This is a genomic window from Legionella pneumophila subsp. pascullei (assembly GCF_900637585.1).
GTDB classification, from domain to species: Bacteria; Pseudomonadota; Gammaproteobacteria; order Legionellales; family Legionellaceae; genus Legionella; species Legionella pascullei.
Map to the genome: position 1 here is coordinate 1,358,911 of NZ_LR134380.1, position 19,206 is coordinate 1,378,116.

Sequence of the window (19,206 nt, forward strand, 5' to 3'; positions counted from 1 at the left end):
GAAGGTGGTTAATCTATGCACGAACAGTTCCTGCTTGCAGCACTTGAACAAGCCAAACTGGGGAGAGGCTTTTGTGCCCCCAATCCCAGCGTTGGGGCGGTTGCTGTGCAAAATGGTAATATTATAGCACAGGCATGGCATAGAGGTGCAGGTACACCGCATGCAGAACAATTATTGTTATCACAAATTCCACCCAAAACACCAGGGGTGAAGCTCTATGTTACGCTGGAACCTTGTAATCACTGGGGTAAAACCCCCCCTTGTGTTGATGCTATTATTAGTCATGGTATAGAAGAAGTTATTTTTTCCTATTTTGATCCTAATCCCATTGTTGCCAAAAGTAATTCTTCTGCAAAATTACGAGAACATGGAATACAAGTCAGACATATCCCTATAACTGTAATCGATGAATTCTATAAAAGCTATGCCTATTGGACAGTGACTCATAAACCAAGAGTCACGGTTAAAATAGCACAAACTTTTGATGGTAAAATTGGAAGATCTAAGGGGGAGCGGCTGGTTTTGTCCAATGGATTATGCGAAAAATTCACTCATCAAATGCGTGCTGCCAGCGATGTAATATTAACAAGCGCCAAAACTGTTCAAATGGATAATCCAAGAATGAACGCCAGACTAGATAGTGGGGTGGTAGCAAAACCAGTTGCCATTATTGATCGCGATTTAAGTTTGTCCGATGACGCAATCATTTTTTCGACAGCAAAACATTGTCATATTTATCATCAAGCACAAGCAAATCAGGCGAAGACTTACCCTAACAGCACTCATTATGCGATGCCTTTGCATAATAGATTGATGGATTTGGACGCAATAATAACTCACCTTGGTCAACTGGGATACCATGACGTATGGGTTGAAGCGGGTGGGGCCATTTTTTCTGCGTTACATAGTAAGGGATTGGTGCATAGAACTTATTTGTATTTAGTTCCCCGCAGTTTAGGAGATCAGGCTATATCAGCTTATCAACAACAGGGGATTTTTGAAAAAGCTCATACGGTGAGTTGGAATGCTATGGGTGACAATATGATAGTATGTTTGGATTGGCAGGAGGATGAGTGTTTACCGGATTGATAGAAAATACAGGCAAAGTATTAGTGAACAGGCAAGGAGAAAATTCTAGTCGTTTAGTCGTTTCTTCAAGTTATCAGGATTTGAAACCCGGTGAGAGCATCGCTGTAAATGGAGTTTGTTTAACCCTGTTACCATCCGACTTGCCTGATTTGTGTTTTGATATTTCACCTGAAACCCTGCAGGTTACCACACTGTCAAAATTATCATCTGGCGACATTGTTAATCTTGAAAGAGCTATGCTGGCATCAACCCGCTTTGGCGGTCATTATGTATCGGGGCACGTAGATACCAAGGTTAAAGTTAAATCCATTCAGGCTGTTAATGAATTTATAGCAATGGATTTGGAGGGTTTTATTCCAGAACACAAGTGTTATCTGATACCCAAAGGTAGCATCACAGTAAATGGCGTAAGTTTGACTATTAATACTGTGTCAGAACAAACCATTGGACTTATGCTGGTACCACATACACTTTTAATGACTAATCTCGGTTCGTTAACAGTGGGACAGCAAGTCAATATTGAATTTGATTATCTTACCCGTATTGTGGCCCATCAGCTTCAAACCATCGGGAAATTGAACCATGAGGTAGTGTCATGAAACATTCATTAGCAACAATAGAAGAGGCAATAGCGACGCTTAAAGCCGGTAAAATGATTATTCTAATGGATGATGAAGATAGAGAAAATGAGGGTGACTTGGTCATTGCTGCTGAGCACGCCACTCCCGAAGCCATTAATTTTATGTCTCGTTTTGGTTGTGGTTTAATTTGTTTGCCTATGGCAGAAGAGTTGATAGACAAGCTCCAATTGCCTATGATGGCGCGGCATAACAAATCGCCATATGGAACTGCATTTACTGTTTCGATTGAGGCGGCTAACGGCGTTTCCACCGGTATCTCAGCAAGAGACAGAGCTCGAACAATCCAAGTGGCTATTGATCCACAAAGTGGACCATCTGATATCATTTCGCCTGGGCATGTTTTTCCTTTAAGAGCCAGAAAAAAGGGAGTTTTAGAAAGACCAGGCCAAACAGAAGGCAGTGTTGATTTGGTAAAACTTGCCGGATTGACCCCAGCCGCAGTGATTTGTGAAATCATTAATGAAGATGGAACAATGAGCAGACGCGATGAATTAGCTCTTTTTTCAAAAAAACATCAAATACCTTTGGTCACTATTAAAGATTTAATTCACTACCGAATTCGTCATGAAAATCTTGTTCATGCCGTTGCAACCACTCGGATTCCTTTGGAGGGAAATGGTGTTTTTACTATGACTGTTTTTGAGAATCAGATGGATTCTGCTGAACATTTTGCTTTGGTTAAACCGCCTTTGTATGGTAATCAAGTGCCATTAGTCCGCATTCATTCCGAGTGCATTACGGGTGATGTTTTTGGTTCCAGAAAATGTGATTGCGGAAAGCAACTGGAGCTGTCTTTATCCCAGATAGGAGCAGAGGGGGGCATATTAATTTATTTGCGTCAGGAAGGCCGTGGAATAGGTTTGGCAAACAAATTAAAAGCGTATGCTTTGCAAGAAGAGCAGGGGCTGGATACAGTTGAAGCCAATCTGAAATTAGGATTACCTGCTGATGATAGAGATTACGCTGTAGCTTACCAGATGCTGAAATATTTGGGGGTTGAAGCACTAAGGATGCTAACCAATAATCCTTTAAAAATCGCTTCTCTTGAGCGTTATGGAATGAAGATTACTCAACGTATTCCTTTAGAAATTGAGCCTTCCAGGGAAAATCATAGTTATTTAAAAACAAAAAAAATAAAGCTGGGGCATTTATTAGCCATTGATTAGGATAAAAATGAGAGAAATAAAAACAATTGTTAGTGATAATGTCACGTTTCCAATAGCAATAGTTGTAAGTACTTTTAATGAATTGATAACTTCTGCATTAAAACAAGGAGCGTTAGATAGATTGACTGAACTGGGCTTTAAATCGAATGACATTACTTTAGTTGAAGTTCCTGGCGCAGTCGAAATTCCTTTTGTTGCGCAATTACTAGCGAAAAAACTACAAGTGGAAGTCATAGTGGCACTTGGAGCAGTTATCCGTGGTGAAACTTCTCATTATGATTACGTCTGTGAGCAGGTCAGTCAGGGATGCCAAAGAGTTATGTTAGATTATAATATCCCGGTTATCTTTGGAGTATTGACTACTGAAAATGATGAACAAGCTCTGGAAAGAGTGGGGGGGACACACGGCCATAAGGGGAGAGAAGCGATAGATTGTGCGGTTTCTATGCGTTCAATTAAGCAACAATTGCAATAGTTCTATTAATTTTGCTCAAATTTCTGTTATTTATATTTTCATTTTGATAGAATTGAATCCCGTTTACATGCAAATTAAATTGAGCACCAAATTGGTGGATTCGGCATTTTGAGCGGGGTCAAAAAATGACAAAATATATTTTTATTACTGGCGGGGTTGTGTCTTCTTTAGGAAAAGGCATAGCAGCCGCATCTCTTGCAGCTATTCTTGAAGCTCGCGGTCTTCGCGTTACATTGATAAAGCTTGATCCCTACATTAACGTTGATCCTGGTACTATGAGTCCCTTTCAACATGGTGAGGTTTTTGTAACTAATGATGGAGCGGAAACTGATTTAGATTTGGGACATTATGAGCGTTTTGTTAAAACAACAATGACCAAGCGTAATAATTTCACATCGGGAAAAATTTACGAAAATGTAATTAAGAAAGAAAGACGGGGAGATTATTTAGGGGGAACGGTTCAGGTTATTCCTCATATTACTAATGAAATCAAGCGCTGTATCAAATTAGGCGCGGATGCCTTTGATGTGGCTATGGTTGAAATAGGGGGAACTGTTGGTGATATTGAATCGCTCCCTTTTCTTGAAGCAATTAGGCAGATGCGTATTGAGTTAGGTTCACAACGTGCAATTTTTATTCATCTTACTTTGGTTCCTTATATTGCTACTTCCGGGGAAACCAAAACCAAACCAACACAACATTCGGTAAAAGAATTGCGTTCTATTGGTATTCAACCAGATGTATTGATTTGTCGTTCAGAAAAACCATTATCTATGGCAGACAGGGCTAAAATCGCATTATTCACTAATGTTGAAAAAGAGGCCGTGATTTCTCTTGAAGATGCAAATAGTATTTATCAGATACCTATGATTTTACATGCACAGTATTTAGACGAAATTGTTGTTAAGAAATTAAGTTTGGAGGCTAAGCAGGCTGATTTGAGCGAGTGGCAACGAGTAGTTGATATGCAAGCTGTTCAAACGATGACAGTGAAAATCGCTATGGTGGGTAAATATACTGAATTGAATGATGCCTATAAGTCGATTAATGAAGCTTTATTACATGCGGGAATTCATACTGAAACAAAAGTAGAGATTATCTATTTTGATGCTGAGCTGATAGAAAAACATGGTGCTTTATTGCTTGAATCCGTTGATGCTATTCTGGTGCCTGGTGGTTTTGGTGAGAGAGGGGTGGAAGGCAAAATCAAGGCTATTCAATACGCTCGGGAACATAAAGTTCCTTTTTTAGGGATATGTCTGGGGATGCAAACAGCCGTTATTGAATTTGCCAGAAATGTAGTCGGTTTAACAGGAGCTAATTCGACTGAGTTTAATAAAGAAACGCTATATCCAGTACTTGGCTTAATTAGTGAGTGGATGGATGCTGATGGCAGCAAGCAGACCAGGGATGAAAATACTGATTTGGGTGGAACCATGCGTTTGGGTGGACAATACTGTCATCTTGCAGAAGGTACTCTGGCAAGAAAGGTTTATGGCAAACCACAAATTGTAGAGCGCCATAGACATCGATACGAAGTTAATAACAAGTATGTGGATAGTTTAGTAAAACACGGCTTAATTATTTCAGGACGATCGGCAGATAACTCACTGGTTGAGATGATAGAATTAGCGGATCACCCCTGGTTTTTAGCCTGTCAATTTCACCCTGAATTCACATCAAATCCAAGAGATAGCCATCCTTTGTTTAAGAAGTTTGTACTTGCAGCTCGTATTCATCATCAAGAAAAGGACAAAAAATGAGATTATGTGGTTTTGAAGTAGGATTGGATAAGCCTTTATTTTTGATTGCCGGTCCCTGTGTTATTGAAAGTGAAGAATTGGCTTTAGAGACCGCGGGTTACTTAAAGGAAATGTGCAGTCAATTGAATATCCCTTTCATTTATAAGTCCTCTTTTGATAAAGCAAACCGTTCATCTATTTCCAGTTACAGAGGACCAGGTTTTGAAAAAGGGTTGTCAATTCTTGAAAAGGTCAAATCGCAAATTGGTGTACCTGTTTTGACTGATGTTCATGAAGACACGCCCTTATTTGAAGTGTCCAGTGTCGTTGATGTGTTACAAACACCAGCTTTTTTATGCAGACAAACCAATTTTATCCAAAAAGTTGCTGCCATGAATAAGCCGGTTAATATTAAAAAAGGACAGTTTCTTGCTCCTTGGGAAATGAAACATGTTATTGCGAAGGCAAAGGCGCAAGGCAACGAGCAAATTATGGCGTGTGAACGGGGTGTCAGCTTCGGTTACAATAATTTGGTTTCTGATATGCGTTCCCTGGTTATCATGCGCGAAACAGGTTGCCCAGTTGTTTATGATGCAACCCATTCGGTTCAATTACCTGGAGGCAATAATGGTGTATCCGGAGGGCAGAGAGAGTTTATTCCGGCTCTTGCAAGAGCAGCCGTTGCTGTTGGTATTTCTGGGTTATTTATGGAAACTCACCCTGATCCGGACAAAGCATTAAGTGATGGCCCCAATAGTTGGCCTTTAGGCAAAATGAAACAGCTTTTGGAATCATTGAAGGCAACGGATGAAGTGTACAAAAAGTATAGAGATGACTTTTAAATTGAATAACATCCCGTGCAAAAATAAATACAACACGGGAGTACTCCTCGTTTCAACCCCTGAATTTATTTAATTAGTAATACTGGTTTTAATTTGATTTAAAAGAAATATGGCTGGCTTAAATAAAATCATGTTGCTCTTAATGTTTTCTTGATGGGTAAAATGTTATAATATTCACATTATGAAAATATTGGAGCCAGTTGTTATGCCCGGTATTAAAAAATTCAATTTAACTTATCAACAAGTACCTAAAGTATTTTCATTGCCTGAAAGTGTCTTTTTATCCAAAGATGTTGAATTAATTCCTGAAGAAGTATTGAAACAAACCAAAATACAAAAAAATGCTGTTACTAAAACAATTGGGCAAATTGATAAAGATCTTGATAGAACCTGTTACGTGGATTTTGATGGACTTACTGTTGCGCAATTAAAATTGGATTGGTTAACTATCAATCCTCAAGGTGAGTTGGTGCTATCAGAAGGTGTTTATCCATCCTTTTCTCAGGGAGACAATACAGGTGCGGTAATAGGAGAAATTCTTCAAACCAAACACTTTTCATTACCTTTGTCAGAAGATGATCCTGAAGCATTCATGGAAGTAACAAGAGACACATCAAGAATTTGTTTTTCTTATAAAAACTCTGCCGGACAACCCTCAGGATTTTCCTTAGTTGCTGCTCCAAATGGTGATAGTGAAGGAAAACATAAAGGCTGGATTATTTCAGTGATTCAAAATACCGTTGGGAATTACAAGAACAGGAAAGTAGCAGTTCTTGCTTCTCCAAACTATGTTAGGTCTGAAGCTCAAACTATAGTTGACATGGATAATCCTGATGCTATTGAAAAAGAATTAAAGACAATTATTAATAATGATAAAGTCGCCAGTTTAATAAAAGGTATTTTTAAGGAAGATGGAACACTCAATGCTGATTATATTCGACAGTTGGCTTCACGGATCAAAGCGAATCGAAATATAGACGATCGTGATCGAAAATCTGCACAATTCAATATCCTCATCGAATTGGCAGAACAATTGGATGATGAAAAATTAAGACACTATATCAATTCAATAAAAATTGATATGGCTGCAGATATTGAATTTTTCAAAGATGACATTTATGAGCAGCATCTAAGTGAGTTATCCAACAAGATTGCCTTATCGTTCAGTAAAATGCCTTCTGTAAATAAAAAAACTACTGAGATAAGCAGAATATTAAATAATATTTCCTCGCGTTATGCACAGATTAAAATGATCGAGGATGCTGAGAGAAAAAATCCTGAGTTAGCTCATATTTTTAAGGCACTGGCTCAAAAAATACAATCTGATTTGCATGGTATAAAATTTGATGGAACACGTCAGGATAATCGAAATATTTTGCTCTTAAGTCAATTTGAAGTCGCAAGTGTTGAACAGAGGATTAGAAAATACTATCAAACCAACCCTTTGATAAAACAGTATATTATAGATAGAGATAAAGCGAATCACGATTTAGTCATTGAATTATGCAAGTTATCTCCTCCAGGAAATGAGGGTTTTTTCACTAGAAATAGAGACTCATTTGGATTTGGTATCTTTATGGGTCTAATAGTTGGAGTCAGTGCGGCATTATTTTTGACTGGCGTTCTTGCCCCGATTGGAGTAGCTCTCATTGCTGTTGGGGTAGCCCTGGTTACTACAGGATTGGTAGGAGGGTTCGACATTTATATCAATGAGAAAGAGCGTGCTAAAGAAATATCGCGTTATTCTCATGAAGTAAAATGCTTAAGAACGGCTCATAAAGAGCATTTGGTTCGTTTAGAAAACAGTATACATGAGCAAATCAATCTTTCTGATTTCCTAAATCCTGATAAACCAGAGTTTTTATCAGGCGTCAAAGTCAATAAGAAAAAACCGCTGACTCCAGAGAAAGTGGCCCATGCTTTATGGCTACAGGATAAAAGTGCCCGAGATACTTCGGTAGCAAAAAATCGATTTTCAATATGGGCTGCCAAGCAGGAAAATCTGGATTTTGGTATAGAGGAAGTCGAAAGTGTAATCAAACAAAGATATGTAATGAAATCATAAAAAAATATTCAGAACGCAACGAAGCAAAAATTTATGATTCTTCTGCAAAACATAGCAAACGACTCAGCTGATTGGATAATAAGGTAAGAAAATATGCTGACTGATGCTCAAATGCAACAAGCTATTAATAATCTTAATGTTTTCATTGCAAACTATAACTTACCATTATCCTGCTTTTCTTTTGAAAATGAACGAGTAACAAGGAACTGGTTTTTCAAATCAGATGCAACGCATACTGTTGCTCTGAGTGCTTATTTAAAGAAAATTATCGATGAAGTTTCGAGCGATGAAGTAGATAAGACTAATCATTTGTATGCCAGCTTGTTTATTACCTTACAGAATTTTCTTCATTTACAACCGAACCGGATAATTGAAGATTTAAATTTGAATTTGGAGAATAAAAAATATCTCAAACGCAAAAACTTGATTATCAGTCGATTGAGTCATTTGCACGCCGAGAATCAATTCAAAGATGATCTGAGACAGCATCTTCTTCCTGAGATTCAATATGATATGCGAACCGGGCATTATACCTCGCCAGACGATGAAAAAGCACACCAACATGGCTCAGAAGCCCAGAGAATTTTCTTCTCTACTCAATGGGAAAGAGTTAAGGCCTTGTGCAATTGGTTATTGGCTAAAATGGGTATCCATGTTTTTGAAACTGCTCGTTATAAAGAACATGACTATTTGGATAGTGAGGTCTATGCCAATGATCCAGCGATTGAACCAGGGGTAAGTCAACAACAAACAGCGACTCATTACTGGATTGGTCATGCGTCAAATCTAATAACCATACCTGCTAATGAGTCACCATTGCATGTAGTCACTGATCCTGTTGAAGGTGATTTGGCTCCATTTCTATATCCGCGTATGACAGAGGAAGGTTGTTTAATTGATGGCACGGGCAGTAAAAAATTACCAAAAATTGATATCGTAGTGATTTCTCACAATCACCATGATCATGTCAGTAAGTCCACATTGAAGCGTCTTGTAAAACAGCAACCGAAGATGATAGTTCCGGAAGGTGATGAATCATTCTTTATAGGTATGGGATTTACGGATGTTGTAGGGCTGAAATGGTGGGAGCAAGCAAAGATCACAGATTTCCAAGGGAACGAATTATTAAGGGTAACTGCAGTCCCTGCCAGGCATTGGTCGGGTCGATCGCTGACTGATGCTCATCGCTCCGCATTTAATGGTTATGTGCTGCATGCAAATCAATTGGAAGGAGATATTTATTTCGCTGGTGATACAGCCTTAATGGATGACATGGTATCACAACCCATTTTTGAAAAATTCAATATCGTTACCTCTATTCAACCCGGTGGCCCCGATGAGCGGCGTGAAGATATGGAATCTACTCATCAATCTTCTGCTGATGCAATCCTTATGCATTTTAAAATATTGGCTGCACAATATCAAAAAATGAAAGAGAAGAATGACAATTTATCTCTTGATGAGTTTTTAATGAAAAACCAGCATCTTAAAACTCTGTATAACCATACGGCTACCTTCAAATTAGGAAATTTACGCCTGAAAGACACCTATTACAGTTATCAGAGAATGGTTGCTGCTTTCAGGGAGGACGCTCAATGGCGGGCTGATCATTTACCGAAACATGAGCAAAAGGTCTATGATTATATTCAATTTTTGATGAACAAGATGGTTTTCAAAAATAATCAACGGCTTAACAATCAGCAAATTGCTGATTTGATTTTAGGCAAGGTTGTGATTCCCAAAATTGGTCAAAGACAACCACTTTATTTTAACGAAAAACCAACAAAGGCAAGAGCATTTCAATACCGGGATCTGATTACCAATCGTCGTGCTTTACTTGAGTTTGACATGCTGCTGCAAGAATCGATAGATGAATCGAATAAACTCTTTAATGTAAAGCAACTTATTTTAAATCTATTGAGGGCATATCAGAGTCCCTGGCATGCCTTTTTTTCCAGAACGCATCTTGGAGTAGGGAACTACGAGCAGGATATCTGCAATTGCCAGAGTAATAGTGATTTACTCAATGTATTAAACCGTATAGAAAGAAATATGGGCAAAAAAAATCAGCATGGTCACATGCAGAGTCTAATTTATTATGCTAAATGGGTAATCGATTTTTCCAATCAACATCAACATGACACTTTAATGAAATTTAAAGAGTATTTTGCTTGCCAACGGGTAAGAAAATTGGCTGATCAAGAAATTCATCATACTGGGAGAATAATGGGTTTTGGGGATCGCCATACGAAGCAGCAGCAATTTAGAGTGCTTTCAAACCAATTGGCTGATTTGCCTGAAGATATTACAGAATACAGAGAAGCTGTTGATAATTGGCTTGCTAAACGAGTTAATGATAAGCAATCTACCCAACAATTGCTAAGTGAAAATCGGTCATCGATTTTTGCAAAAAAAGTAACCCATGGAGAAAATACCATGCTCCATATCAAAACAACTCTTGATATAGCCCTATCAAGTTAACAGATACATTATTAATCCTAGTCGTAACCGTTCGCGGGAAAGACAACTCAAATAAATAGGCTTTAAACAGAAAAATTTGCATACCCCGTGAACACTTACTCTTAGTCTTTTGTATTCAAGGTCTCAATGCTATGCATTTACTTTTTATGCTTAAATAATAGAAATAACCTCAAGGAAAAATAGTTTTTTGGGGATACCGGGGTAGTGTCGTTTGGCGGAGAGACAGGGATTCGAACCCTGGGAAGGTTGCCCTTCAACGGTTTTCAAGACCGCCGCAATCGACCGCTCTGCCATCTCTCCGGGCGAGAATACTATCTTAACGTCTATCATTTTGCAAATGTTTTTTAATAGATAAATAAAAGAATAATAGGTTGTTCGCAAATTAACTAGTCCTAGGTATAATGTCCCAAACTTTCCAGTTGCTGTTCTTGTAAATACAGCAGATATAATTGATAGGTGTGCTTTATGAAACGAATTCATGTGTTATTTCTTATTGGGTTAATTATTGGAATATCATCCTGTGCGAAATGGGGAAAAGAGGATGAAGATAATAGCCCCTATAAAGGCATGACGGCTAAACAGCTCTATACAGCAGCGCAAACCTCTTTAAAAAAGGAGGAATATGCTACCGCTGCCAAACAGCTGGAAGCTATGGAGTCTATGTATCCTTTTAGTGATTACACTGAAAGTTCTCAAATGCAACTTATTTATGCCTATTATAAAGACGAAGATTATCCTTCTGCTGCAGCAACAGCCGAGCGTTTTATTCATCTTTATCCACGTGCAAAAAACGTCGATTATGCCTATTATATGAGAGGCTTAGCTAACTTCCAGCAAACACGCGGTGTATTTGCCAAAATGCTTCCTATGGATGAATCCTGGAGAGACCCTGGAACACAGACTCAAGCGCTGGTTGATTTTGCTACTTTAATTCAGAAATTCCCCGACAGCAAATATAAGGCTAATGCCCTGCAACGTATGATTTATTTACGAAATATGTTTGCTCAGCACGAACTCAATGTCTCTCTTTACTACTTCAAACGAAAAATGTATGTGGCAGCCATTGAAAGGGCCAGTTATTTAGTGAAAAACTACCCTCAAGCCCCCAGCGCTCAAAAGGCTTTGGTTGTGATGTACGAATCCAATAAGGCTTTAGGGCTTAACAAGGCAGCAGAGGACGCTATGGCTGTTTACAAGGCTACTTATCATACTTCCAATATGGTCAGAATTAATTCTTGATGAGTATAAAACTTGATAGAGTCTATTTTCATTTAGTCTTTTTTTCTTGAATCCAGAGGGAGCCCTGTTAACAACAGAGTTCCCTCGATAGCTTCCAGGTTAAAATGATACCACTTTATACAGTGTAATCTTCGGCAACTTTTTCAATTTGAACCGACTGCATTTCAGTAGGATTAACAGTTTTAACAAATATCTTCATTAACCCGTTTATAAGCTCTCTTAATTCTCCACTTAATAAGGTCAACGCAGCATCTTGTCTCTGATATTCTTCTTCCAGTTGCCTGATCTCATTAAAGTCGTCGATCAGATAATCAAGGCTTTTCAGTTTTTTAAAAGTAAAATCATGCGTCAAGGTGAATTGAATGCGCTCTTTCCAGATTAATGAGATTTCTGCAGTCCCCATGCCTTGAGCTAATAGAGTCAGGATTTCTTCGGCAGGTAATTCGTAGCCTTTGCAATGGACTCGTTTTTTTTCATCTTCAAGAGAAAAGAGTAAACAATCGGACGCTAATTGAAAATCATCAGGGAGAGTTGCTGGCGAATGGATCCATTCTGCGAATCGCAAGGCAAGATTTTCAGTAAGATTTAATGGTTCTATCACAATACCAGGGATTGATTTACGCAAAAAAGCGGTTAACTGAGATGCCTGATTATTGCTTGAAGTATTAATCATTAATCTCTGACTGACACTATCAAGAATCGCTAAAAGTTTTTTTTGAACACAGAAGGATTTAGGCAATAGTTCAAATTCAAGATCCTCAGCCATTTGAGCCTTTTCTGCACGTTTTACCGGTCGACCTTGAGTTGTTTCTATTTGCTGAATTTTTTCCTTGAGCATTTTATTAATGACTCCTCGAGGGAGGATTCGCTCTTCTTTACCCAGGCAAATAAGCGTGCTGCCAGCTACTTCATGAACCATTTCTTGCTCAAATGCAGGGACCCAGCCATAGGTGAAGCGAGCATGAGGGGGGCAGGGTTTAAGAGCTTCTTCAGTCAAAGAATGGTTTAAGTCACACCCACCTTCGAGTTTGTATTGGAATATCAGTGCATTATTGAACCACATAATCAGTCCTTAAAATAAATTTGGGATGTTATCACGGATAAAATTTTACTGCGATGCTCAGAGGCTGTTGACATTTCTACTATCTTGGTCGAAAAGCCTTGATTTTCTGTGTTCCGTTACTCACATACTTCTATGTATGCTCCACTAAAGTGCTCGAAAATCAAGGCTTTTCGATTCAAGTGAGCGAAATGCCAACAGACCCTGGCCCTAAACTTATAAAATGCAATAGGTACCTATTGCTATAGTTCTATTGTAAGGTAATTTATAGAATTCAATATTTAAATTGGCTGAATAATTTCGCATCAAAAAGGCAAACAGTTTTTCTTGCCAATAAAAACTTAGTGATCTTTTTTCTTTTGAAGCCATAATATTGGGTATTTCAACCATAAACGTTGCGGTATCAACATCAAACTTAAAGGGAAGTAAATTTTTATTACAAGCTTTCTCCAGACTTCTGGGGATATTAATTGTTTCCATAAAACCATAATGTATTACTAATTTACATACTTTTTCGTCAAGGCAAACAATTTCATAGCGTTGGCTGTAATGCACATAAGGAATATTATCAACAATATAATTTACAATTAAAACATTTTCCGGTACTGAACGGTTTAGTTTAAGAAAATGGAGAAAACTACCCCCACTTTTATCATAAACATCGGTAATAAAAATCGCCGAAACGCCGGGCAGTTGATTTAAACTTTTATATTGTAATTGTTTTAAAATTTTAGAGATATCTTCTTTGTTCATATAAAAATTATCTCTTAAATACTCTAATCCATATCGCCAACTGTACATAATGAAGGCTATAAAGAATGCTAAAACAATTGGAACCCAGCCACCCGTAATGAATTTGTGGGTATTGGCTCCTAAAAAGGCTAAATCAATCAAAAGGAATATGCCAAAGAGGAACACAACATTAAATGTTGACCATCTCCATATTGAAACAGCGGCATAAGCAACCATAGCATCAACCAAAAGCATTTCAAGGTTTACTGCAATTCCATAAGCGTGAGCCAGGTTATCTGAGGTTTTGAAAGCCAGGCAAAATGCCATAGTACCTATAAATAAAATAAAATTGATTTGCGGAACATAGATTTGTCCTGAATGTAGCATGGATGTCTGCACAATTGGAATTTTGGGACATAAACCTAACAACACAGCTTGTTTGGTTAATGAAAAAGTTGCTGTAATCACTGCTTGAGATGCGATAACTGTCGCAACAGTTGCAATAATGATTAAAGGCAGAGAAAACCATGGTGGTGCAATCATGAAAAATGGATTGCTTATTTCTTCAGGGCGTACTATCAGGTTAGCGCCTTGGCCAAAATAATTTAATAGCAGACAGGGAAGCGCTATAAAAAACCAGCTGAATCGGATTGGGTTTTTACCAAAATGACCTATGTCTGCAAATAAGGCTTCTCCTCCTGTTACTACAAGGAAAATACCGCCCAGCAAAAAGTATCCTCGCAGTCCTTCATCAACCAAAAATGCAATGGCATAGTAGGGGTTGATCGCTTTCAAAACCGTTGGATGTTCAGCAATTTGCAATATTCCTAATATGGCAATGGTTATAAACCAAATAAGTATAAGCGGACCAAAAAGGTAGCCTATTCTTGCTGTGCCTTTGGCTTGTATAGTGAACAGTAAAATAAGGATTAAAGAAGCTATTGGAAGGACATAAGGGTAGAGCTTATCAGAAAGAGTTCCAAGACCTTCTACAGCACTAACAACGGAAATGGCCGGTGTTAGCATACCATCACCTAATAACAAACCAGCTCCGAATATGGCGACTATGTAAAATAGAGGTTGATATTTGGTACTCTTATGCTTCATTAAGGCAAGAAGTGCTAAAATTCCTCCTTCCCCATCGTTATCAGCCCTAAAAATAATCATTAGGTATTTAAAAGAAACAACGATAATTAATGACCAAAAAATGAGCGACAATACGCCTAATATATTGAATTGATTGATAGGAATGCCAGATAAGGTAACCTTTAAAGCATACAGTGGGCTAGTACCTATATCACCAAATACAACACCTAGAGCTCCAAGGGCAAGGCCATAAGTGAATCTGTTTTTTTTCATTTCATAAGAGGAATAACGCATTTGCTATCACCAAAAGGCATTAATCGCCAGTACATAGGTCATATAATGTGAAGTATTGATTCCACTCACGGGAAACCAAACCCCACCAATTACTCCAATGTTTTCATTGAAGTTGTATTCTATTGCCGGAGCTAGTGCTTCTTCTCTAAATGAGCCGTTGCCAATAACTACTGGGGCAGCATCCAAATCACTGACATTGACCGGAGGGCTTCCAATGCTGCTAAAATTTAAAATACCGTTAAACCGAGTGGCTTTACCAGTTGCAATATAACCTTCCATTACGGCAACCCAGTGTTGAGTAAGAGTAAATTCAAAGGCCAGGTCTAAGTTATTTTCAATGCCGGGTTTAACCGTCCCATGAGTATTTATTGAACCACCATAACTGCTTAGTCCATCAACATGAACATTGCTGGAAAAAAGACGTGATGCAATAAATCGTGTTCTTAGATAATGGGTTTTAAAAACTTGCAATAAATATTGAAAGTCTAAGCCCACTAACGTTTGGTAGCTTCCAAGACCAGTGGCATCAGTACCAAGTAAAGCCGGATTCAATTGGTCATAACGTCCAGTGGGTATTGTTTCCTGTAAAAGGACACGAAAATCGATTCTTTTAGGGGAACCCTTTTGCTCTAGAATTTGTATTCCCAATGCAGTTGAAACATCAGCCAAATGGTTCTCATGGACTCCGCGTGTCGAGTTGAATAAATAAGGCACGGTCAACTGCACATCCAGCCAGTCCGTAAAACCATGAGTAAGTATTGGGTTGGCGGCAAAGGTTTTAAACTTGGGTGTGGATATCCGTTGTCCAGATGCGTTGTATTGCCCATTAGTAAAGACATCAATGCCATAAACTTCGAGGTTAGTATGGCCCTTGGGGACGGTATGTCCTGCGGGCGCCAATAAAGGTCCGGTGAACCAGGGACCGGCATAGGTAACGCTCACTGAAGATGAAAATAGAAAAATGGTTAGGTATTTTGTAAATTGCCGCATATTTGTCCTTCTTTCCATTGCAAGTATAATTCTTGATAGTGTAGATTAACTGACTTTTAGGTTTTGGGAAATAGAGAATGAAAGCGAAAGTTATTTTAGTGAACGGAAAGCAAAACACTGTATTAAGAGGTCATCCCTGGATTTTCCCCAAAGCCATAGCTCAATATTCTGGCAAGCTAATTACAGGTGAATTGGTTGAGATAATTGGCTCTGAAGGTGAGAGTTTGGGTTTCGGAGCCTATAATGAGCACTCTTTATATAGAGTAAGGGTTCTTGCTCTCTCCAATGAACAGATAAATAGTTTGGATTACAAGTCTTTAATTACCCATAGAATCAAGCAGGCTAGTCTGGTTCGACAATGTCTTGATTTGCCAAATGCACAGACTAATGCTTATCGATTATTCAACAGTGAAGCGGATGGGCTCTCTGGTTTAACAATTGATTGCTTCAATAACTATTGTGTTATAGCAAGTTCTGCTTATTGGGTAGAATTGAATAAATCGATTATTGTGCAGGTAATGCAAGAGTTATTTCCGCATAATCACATCATTTGGCTTCCTCAAAACAAGCCATTATCTCAAGATGGCTGGAAAGAAATTCATACAGAGAAAAGCCAGGATAATACTCAGGTTTTGGAAGAAGGAGTTCTGTATCATGTTGAATTCGCGCAAACCCAAAAAACGGGATTGTTTCTTGACCAAAGAGAAAATCACAAGAGGATAGCAAAACTATCCAGAGGAAAAAGAGTCTTGGATCTTTATACTTTTACGGGAGGATTCGCTTTACACGCAGCAAAAGCGGGTGCTCTTCATGTTACTGCAGTTGATAGCTCGGCACAGGCAATAGAGCAAGCTAAAAATAATGCTGTTTTAAATCACTTAAATGCCATTGAATTTATTAAAGCAGATGCCAGAGAATATCTGAAAATGGCTGGTGAATATGATGTAGTGGTTCTTGACCCACCAAAACTGGTTCCTTCACAAAAACATTTACAGCAAGCTAAAAATTATTATCGATTTTTACATAGAGAGGCATTTAAATATATGAAACCTGGAACTTTGATGATGACTTGCAATTGTTCCTCAGCGCTTTCATCCCAGGATTTTTGTTCCTTAGTAAGTGCCCAAGCTGTTGCAATGGGAAAGCAAGCACGTGTTTTAGGTGTATACGGGCCGGCAAGCTGCCATCCTACCTTGGCAGCATTTCCAGAGGGAAATTATTTAACTGCTATTTTATTGGCATTGGTGTAAAGATCTTAATGCTGAAATCATAGATGTTGGTAGATTTGTTTTCTGTATAACATTTGATTAATTTGGGCTTAATATGTATAATGTGCGTTTATCGCAATAGAATAAATTAATCATCATCTAATGAATTCAGCATTGAAAACTAAGTCAATTATTTTATCTTTTTTTCTTATTTTGGTGACAACGGTAACTTGCGCCACGGAAGTGAGTTTAAGAGATAAAATTGGGCAGATGTTAATATTAGGATTTCAGGGCAAAGTGGTTGATGAGAAATCACCTATTGCTCAGGCAATTGAGAAGGACAATATTGGTGGTGTTATCCTTTTCGATTTTAATCAGCAGTCACAAACTTTTGATAAAAATATAGAAAGTCCAGAACAAGTCAACCAATTAAATAATCAGTTACAAATACTAACGCAAAAAGCCAATCGTAAATATCATAGAGATAATTTACCATTACTGGTTTCAGTTGATTACGAGGGGGGGAATGTTAATCGATTGCATCCGCGTTATGGATTCCCCGCAATGCCTTCGGCAAAAGACGTTGGTTCCATGTCTCTGGAAAGAGCTGATGCATCAGCAGAATTGATGGCAAATACTTTAAAATCAACAGGATTTAATTTGAATTTTTTCCCTGAATTAGATGTGAATATAAATCCTGATAATCCTATCATAGGTAAAAAAGGCAGGAGTTTCTCTTCGATACCGGAAATTGTCACTCAATATGCGCAACTCTATACAGAGCAATTTATAAAACATCAAATACATTGTTCTTATAAACATTTTCCGGGACATGGCAGTTCATTATCTGATTCACATTTGGGTTTTGTGGATGTGAGTGATACCTGGAGTGAGCAAGAATTAATTCCATTTTTGCAACTATTGTCTCAACCCAATCATTGCGATATGGTGATGATAGCTCATATTGTGAATAGAAAACTGGATATGACAGGACTTCCTGCCAGCCTTTCTTACCAGATCATTAACGGATTATTACGTCGTGATTTAAAATTTGACGGGGTTGTTATCACCGATGATATGCAAATGAAAGCAATAACGAATTATTATGGATTAGAGACTGCTGTGACTCTCTCAATTAATGCAGGAGCTGATATGTTAATATTTGGTAATCAATTGGTAGAAAAATTTCAAGACTCAAAGGAAATCATCGATATGATCGAGCAAAAGGTTCGCTCTGGAGAGATTTCTGAACAAAGGATTAATGAAGCTTATCAGCGAATTGTAAAAATGAAGAAGTCTTTTTAAGGTGGCATTGAATGAAAAAAGTGCTGAAAAAGGAAGAAGCAGCTAATAAAAAATTGGGGGTTTTGATTTATGAAAGCGTCCAGCCTATGGATGTTATTGGGCCATGGGAAGTTTTTGCAACCTGGAAAACTATTCTTGATGCCCCTATTGATATGTTTCTAGTGGCAGAAACCAGCAATGAAGTTTGTTGTGCAAATCAAATAAGCCTGAAACCTCATTGTGAATTTAATAATTCTCCACAATTTAATTATTTGCTGGTTCCGGGAGGATTTGGCAGACTAAAGCAAGTAAATAATCCAAGTTTGATTTCTTTTTTGAAAAATCAGGCTCAAAGCTGTGAATATTTGCTTTCTATTTGTACTGGAGCATTTTTATTGCATGCGGCAGGGCTATTGACTAATCATGAAGCAACAACTTATTGGCGTGCTATTCCTGAATTAAAATCTTTTGATGATGTCCAATTGGTTGAAAAACGTATCGTTAAGTCAGATAAAGTTTGGACTACTGGTGGAATTTCCAGTGGCATTGATATGGCATTTGAGTTTATTTCAACCATTGCCGGCAATGACGTCGCTGGAAAAGTACAGTTGCTTTTTGAATATTTCCCTCATAACAAGCTGTATTGTAAGCCTGCTATGGTGAGTGAGTTGCCTTCTTACTATACAGCTAAAAAGGAAGAGGCTGTGTCGGAAATGAATTTGCCTGAGTACATTAAAGAGTTCTTCAAGAAAAGTTAATTTCTTAATAGTAGTTTAAAAAATTAACTAGTCATGATTAATAATCACTGGAGA

At 38.1% G+C, this 19,206-nt stretch carries 15 protein-coding genes and 1 tRNA gene; 12 read left to right on the top strand and 4 right to left on the bottom strand.

Annotated features, from left to right (window positions below; translation table 11 throughout):
* The first annotated feature begins 15 nt into the window (after nucleotides 1–15).
* From ribD to EL201_RS06275, 8 genes are all read left to right on the top strand, one after another.
* Nucleotides 16–1,089, top strand: a complete 1,074-nt coding sequence (gene ribD, locus EL201_RS06240) for a bifunctional diaminohydroxyphosphoribosylaminopyrimidine deaminase/5-amino-6-(5-phosphoribosylamino)uracil reductase RibD (protein ID WP_027221418.1) — start codon at nucleotides 16–18, stop codon at nucleotides 1,087–1,089.
* On the top strand, nucleotides 1,074–1,688 hold the full coding sequence (locus EL201_RS06245) for a riboflavin synthase (RefSeq protein ID WP_027221419.1): 615 nt from the start codon (nucleotides 1,074–1,076) through the stop codon (nucleotides 1,686–1,688). Before ribD ends, EL201_RS06245 begins: the two co-directional genes overlap by 16 nt.
* A complete protein-coding gene (locus tag EL201_RS06250) occupies nucleotides 1,685–2,896 on the top strand; it encodes a bifunctional 3,4-dihydroxy-2-butanone-4-phosphate synthase/GTP cyclohydrolase II (RefSeq protein WP_027221420.1) in 1,212 nt (403 codons plus the stop codon). Before EL201_RS06245 ends, EL201_RS06250 begins: the two co-directional genes overlap by 4 nt.
* Nucleotides 2,897–2,903: 7 nt before the next feature.
* Nucleotides 2,904–3,371: a 6,7-dimethyl-8-ribityllumazine synthase gene (gene ribH / locus EL201_RS06255; protein ID WP_050598266.1), complete on the top strand. Its 468-nt coding sequence runs from the start codon at nucleotides 2,904–2,906 to the stop codon at nucleotides 3,369–3,371.
* Between the two features lie 125 nt (nucleotides 3,372–3,496).
* Nucleotides 3,497–5,134 carry a CTP synthase gene (locus EL201_RS06260; protein ID WP_027221422.1) on the top strand — a complete coding sequence of 546 codons (1,638 nt, stop codon included), beginning with the start codon at nucleotides 3,497–3,499 and terminating at the stop codon, nucleotides 5,132–5,134.
* Nucleotides 5,131–5,955 (top strand): 3-deoxy-8-phosphooctulonate synthase, encoded by an 825-nt coding sequence (gene kdsA, locus EL201_RS06265; RefSeq protein WP_027221423.1) that lies wholly within the window; start codon nucleotides 5,131–5,133, stop codon nucleotides 5,953–5,955. Before EL201_RS06260 ends, kdsA begins: the two co-directional genes overlap by 4 nt.
* 172 nt (nucleotides 5,956–6,127) lie before the next feature.
* Nucleotides 6,128–8,020, top strand: a complete 1,893-nt coding sequence (locus tag EL201_RS06270) for an adenosylcobinamide-GDP ribazoletransferase (RefSeq protein ID WP_080272903.1) — start codon at nucleotides 6,128–6,130, stop codon at nucleotides 8,018–8,020.
* A gap of 93 nt (nucleotides 8,021–8,113) precedes the next feature.
* The gene (locus EL201_RS06275) at nucleotides 8,114–10,501 is read left to right on the top strand and encodes an MBL fold metallo-hydrolase (RefSeq protein ID WP_027221425.1); all 2,388 of its coding nucleotides are present in this window, start codon (nucleotides 8,114–8,116) and stop codon (nucleotides 10,499–10,501) included.
* A gap of 212 nt (nucleotides 10,502–10,713) precedes the next feature.
* On the opposite strand, the gene EL201_RS06280 is transcribed toward EL201_RS06275, so the two are convergent.
* Nucleotides 10,714–10,801 (bottom strand) — tRNA-Ser (locus EL201_RS06280).
* Nucleotides 10,802–10,966: 165 nt separating this feature from the next.
* On the opposite strand from EL201_RS06280, the gene EL201_RS06285 reads away from it, so the two are divergent.
* Complete coding sequence (locus EL201_RS06285) at nucleotides 10,967–11,740, top strand: outer membrane protein assembly factor BamD (protein ID WP_027221426.1); 774 nt, start codon at nucleotides 10,967–10,969, stop codon at nucleotides 11,738–11,740.
* A gap of 115 nt (nucleotides 11,741–11,855) precedes the next feature.
* On the opposite strand, the gene EL201_RS06290 is transcribed toward EL201_RS06285, so the two are convergent.
* From EL201_RS06290 to EL201_RS06300, 3 genes are all read right to left on the bottom strand, one after another.
* Nucleotides 11,856–12,803 carry a recombination-associated protein RdgC gene (locus EL201_RS06290; RefSeq protein WP_027221427.1) on the bottom strand — a complete coding sequence of 316 codons (948 nt, stop codon included), beginning with the start codon at nucleotides 12,801–12,803 and terminating at the stop codon, nucleotides 11,856–11,858.
* Nucleotides 12,804–13,016: 213 nt separating this feature from the next.
* On the bottom strand, nucleotides 13,017–14,891 hold the full coding sequence (locus tag EL201_RS06295; protein ID WP_050598282.1) for a potassium transporter Kup: 1,875 nt from the start codon (nucleotides 14,889–14,891) through the stop codon (nucleotides 13,017–13,019).
* Nucleotides 14,892–14,918: 27 nt separating this feature from the next.
* On the bottom strand, nucleotides 14,919–15,902 hold the full coding sequence (locus EL201_RS06300; RefSeq protein ID WP_027221429.1) for a hypothetical protein: 984 nt from the start codon (nucleotides 15,900–15,902) through the stop codon (nucleotides 14,919–14,921).
* Nucleotides 15,903–15,979: 77 nt separating this feature from the next.
* Here EL201_RS06300 and EL201_RS06305 point away from each other — a divergent pair, with 77 nt between their 5' ends.
* The 3 genes from EL201_RS06305 to EL201_RS06315 all read left to right on the top strand — a co-directional run bounded on the left by EL201_RS06305 (nucleotide 15,980) and on the right by EL201_RS06315 (nucleotide 19,152).
* Complete coding sequence (locus EL201_RS06305) at nucleotides 15,980–17,152, top strand: class I SAM-dependent rRNA methyltransferase (protein WP_027221430.1); 1,173 nt, start codon at nucleotides 15,980–15,982, stop codon at nucleotides 17,150–17,152.
* Between the two features lie 120 nt (nucleotides 17,153–17,272).
* Nucleotides 17,273–18,415, top strand: a complete 1,143-nt coding sequence (locus tag EL201_RS06310) for a glycoside hydrolase family 3 protein (RefSeq protein WP_027221431.1) — start codon at nucleotides 17,273–17,275, stop codon at nucleotides 18,413–18,415.
* Nucleotides 18,416–18,426: 11 nt separating this feature from the next.
* The gene (locus tag EL201_RS06315; RefSeq protein WP_027221432.1) at nucleotides 18,427–19,152 is read left to right on the top strand and encodes a DJ-1/PfpI family protein; all 726 of its coding nucleotides are present in this window, start codon (nucleotides 18,427–18,429) and stop codon (nucleotides 19,150–19,152) included.
* Nucleotides 19,153–19,206: the final 54 nt, after the last annotated feature.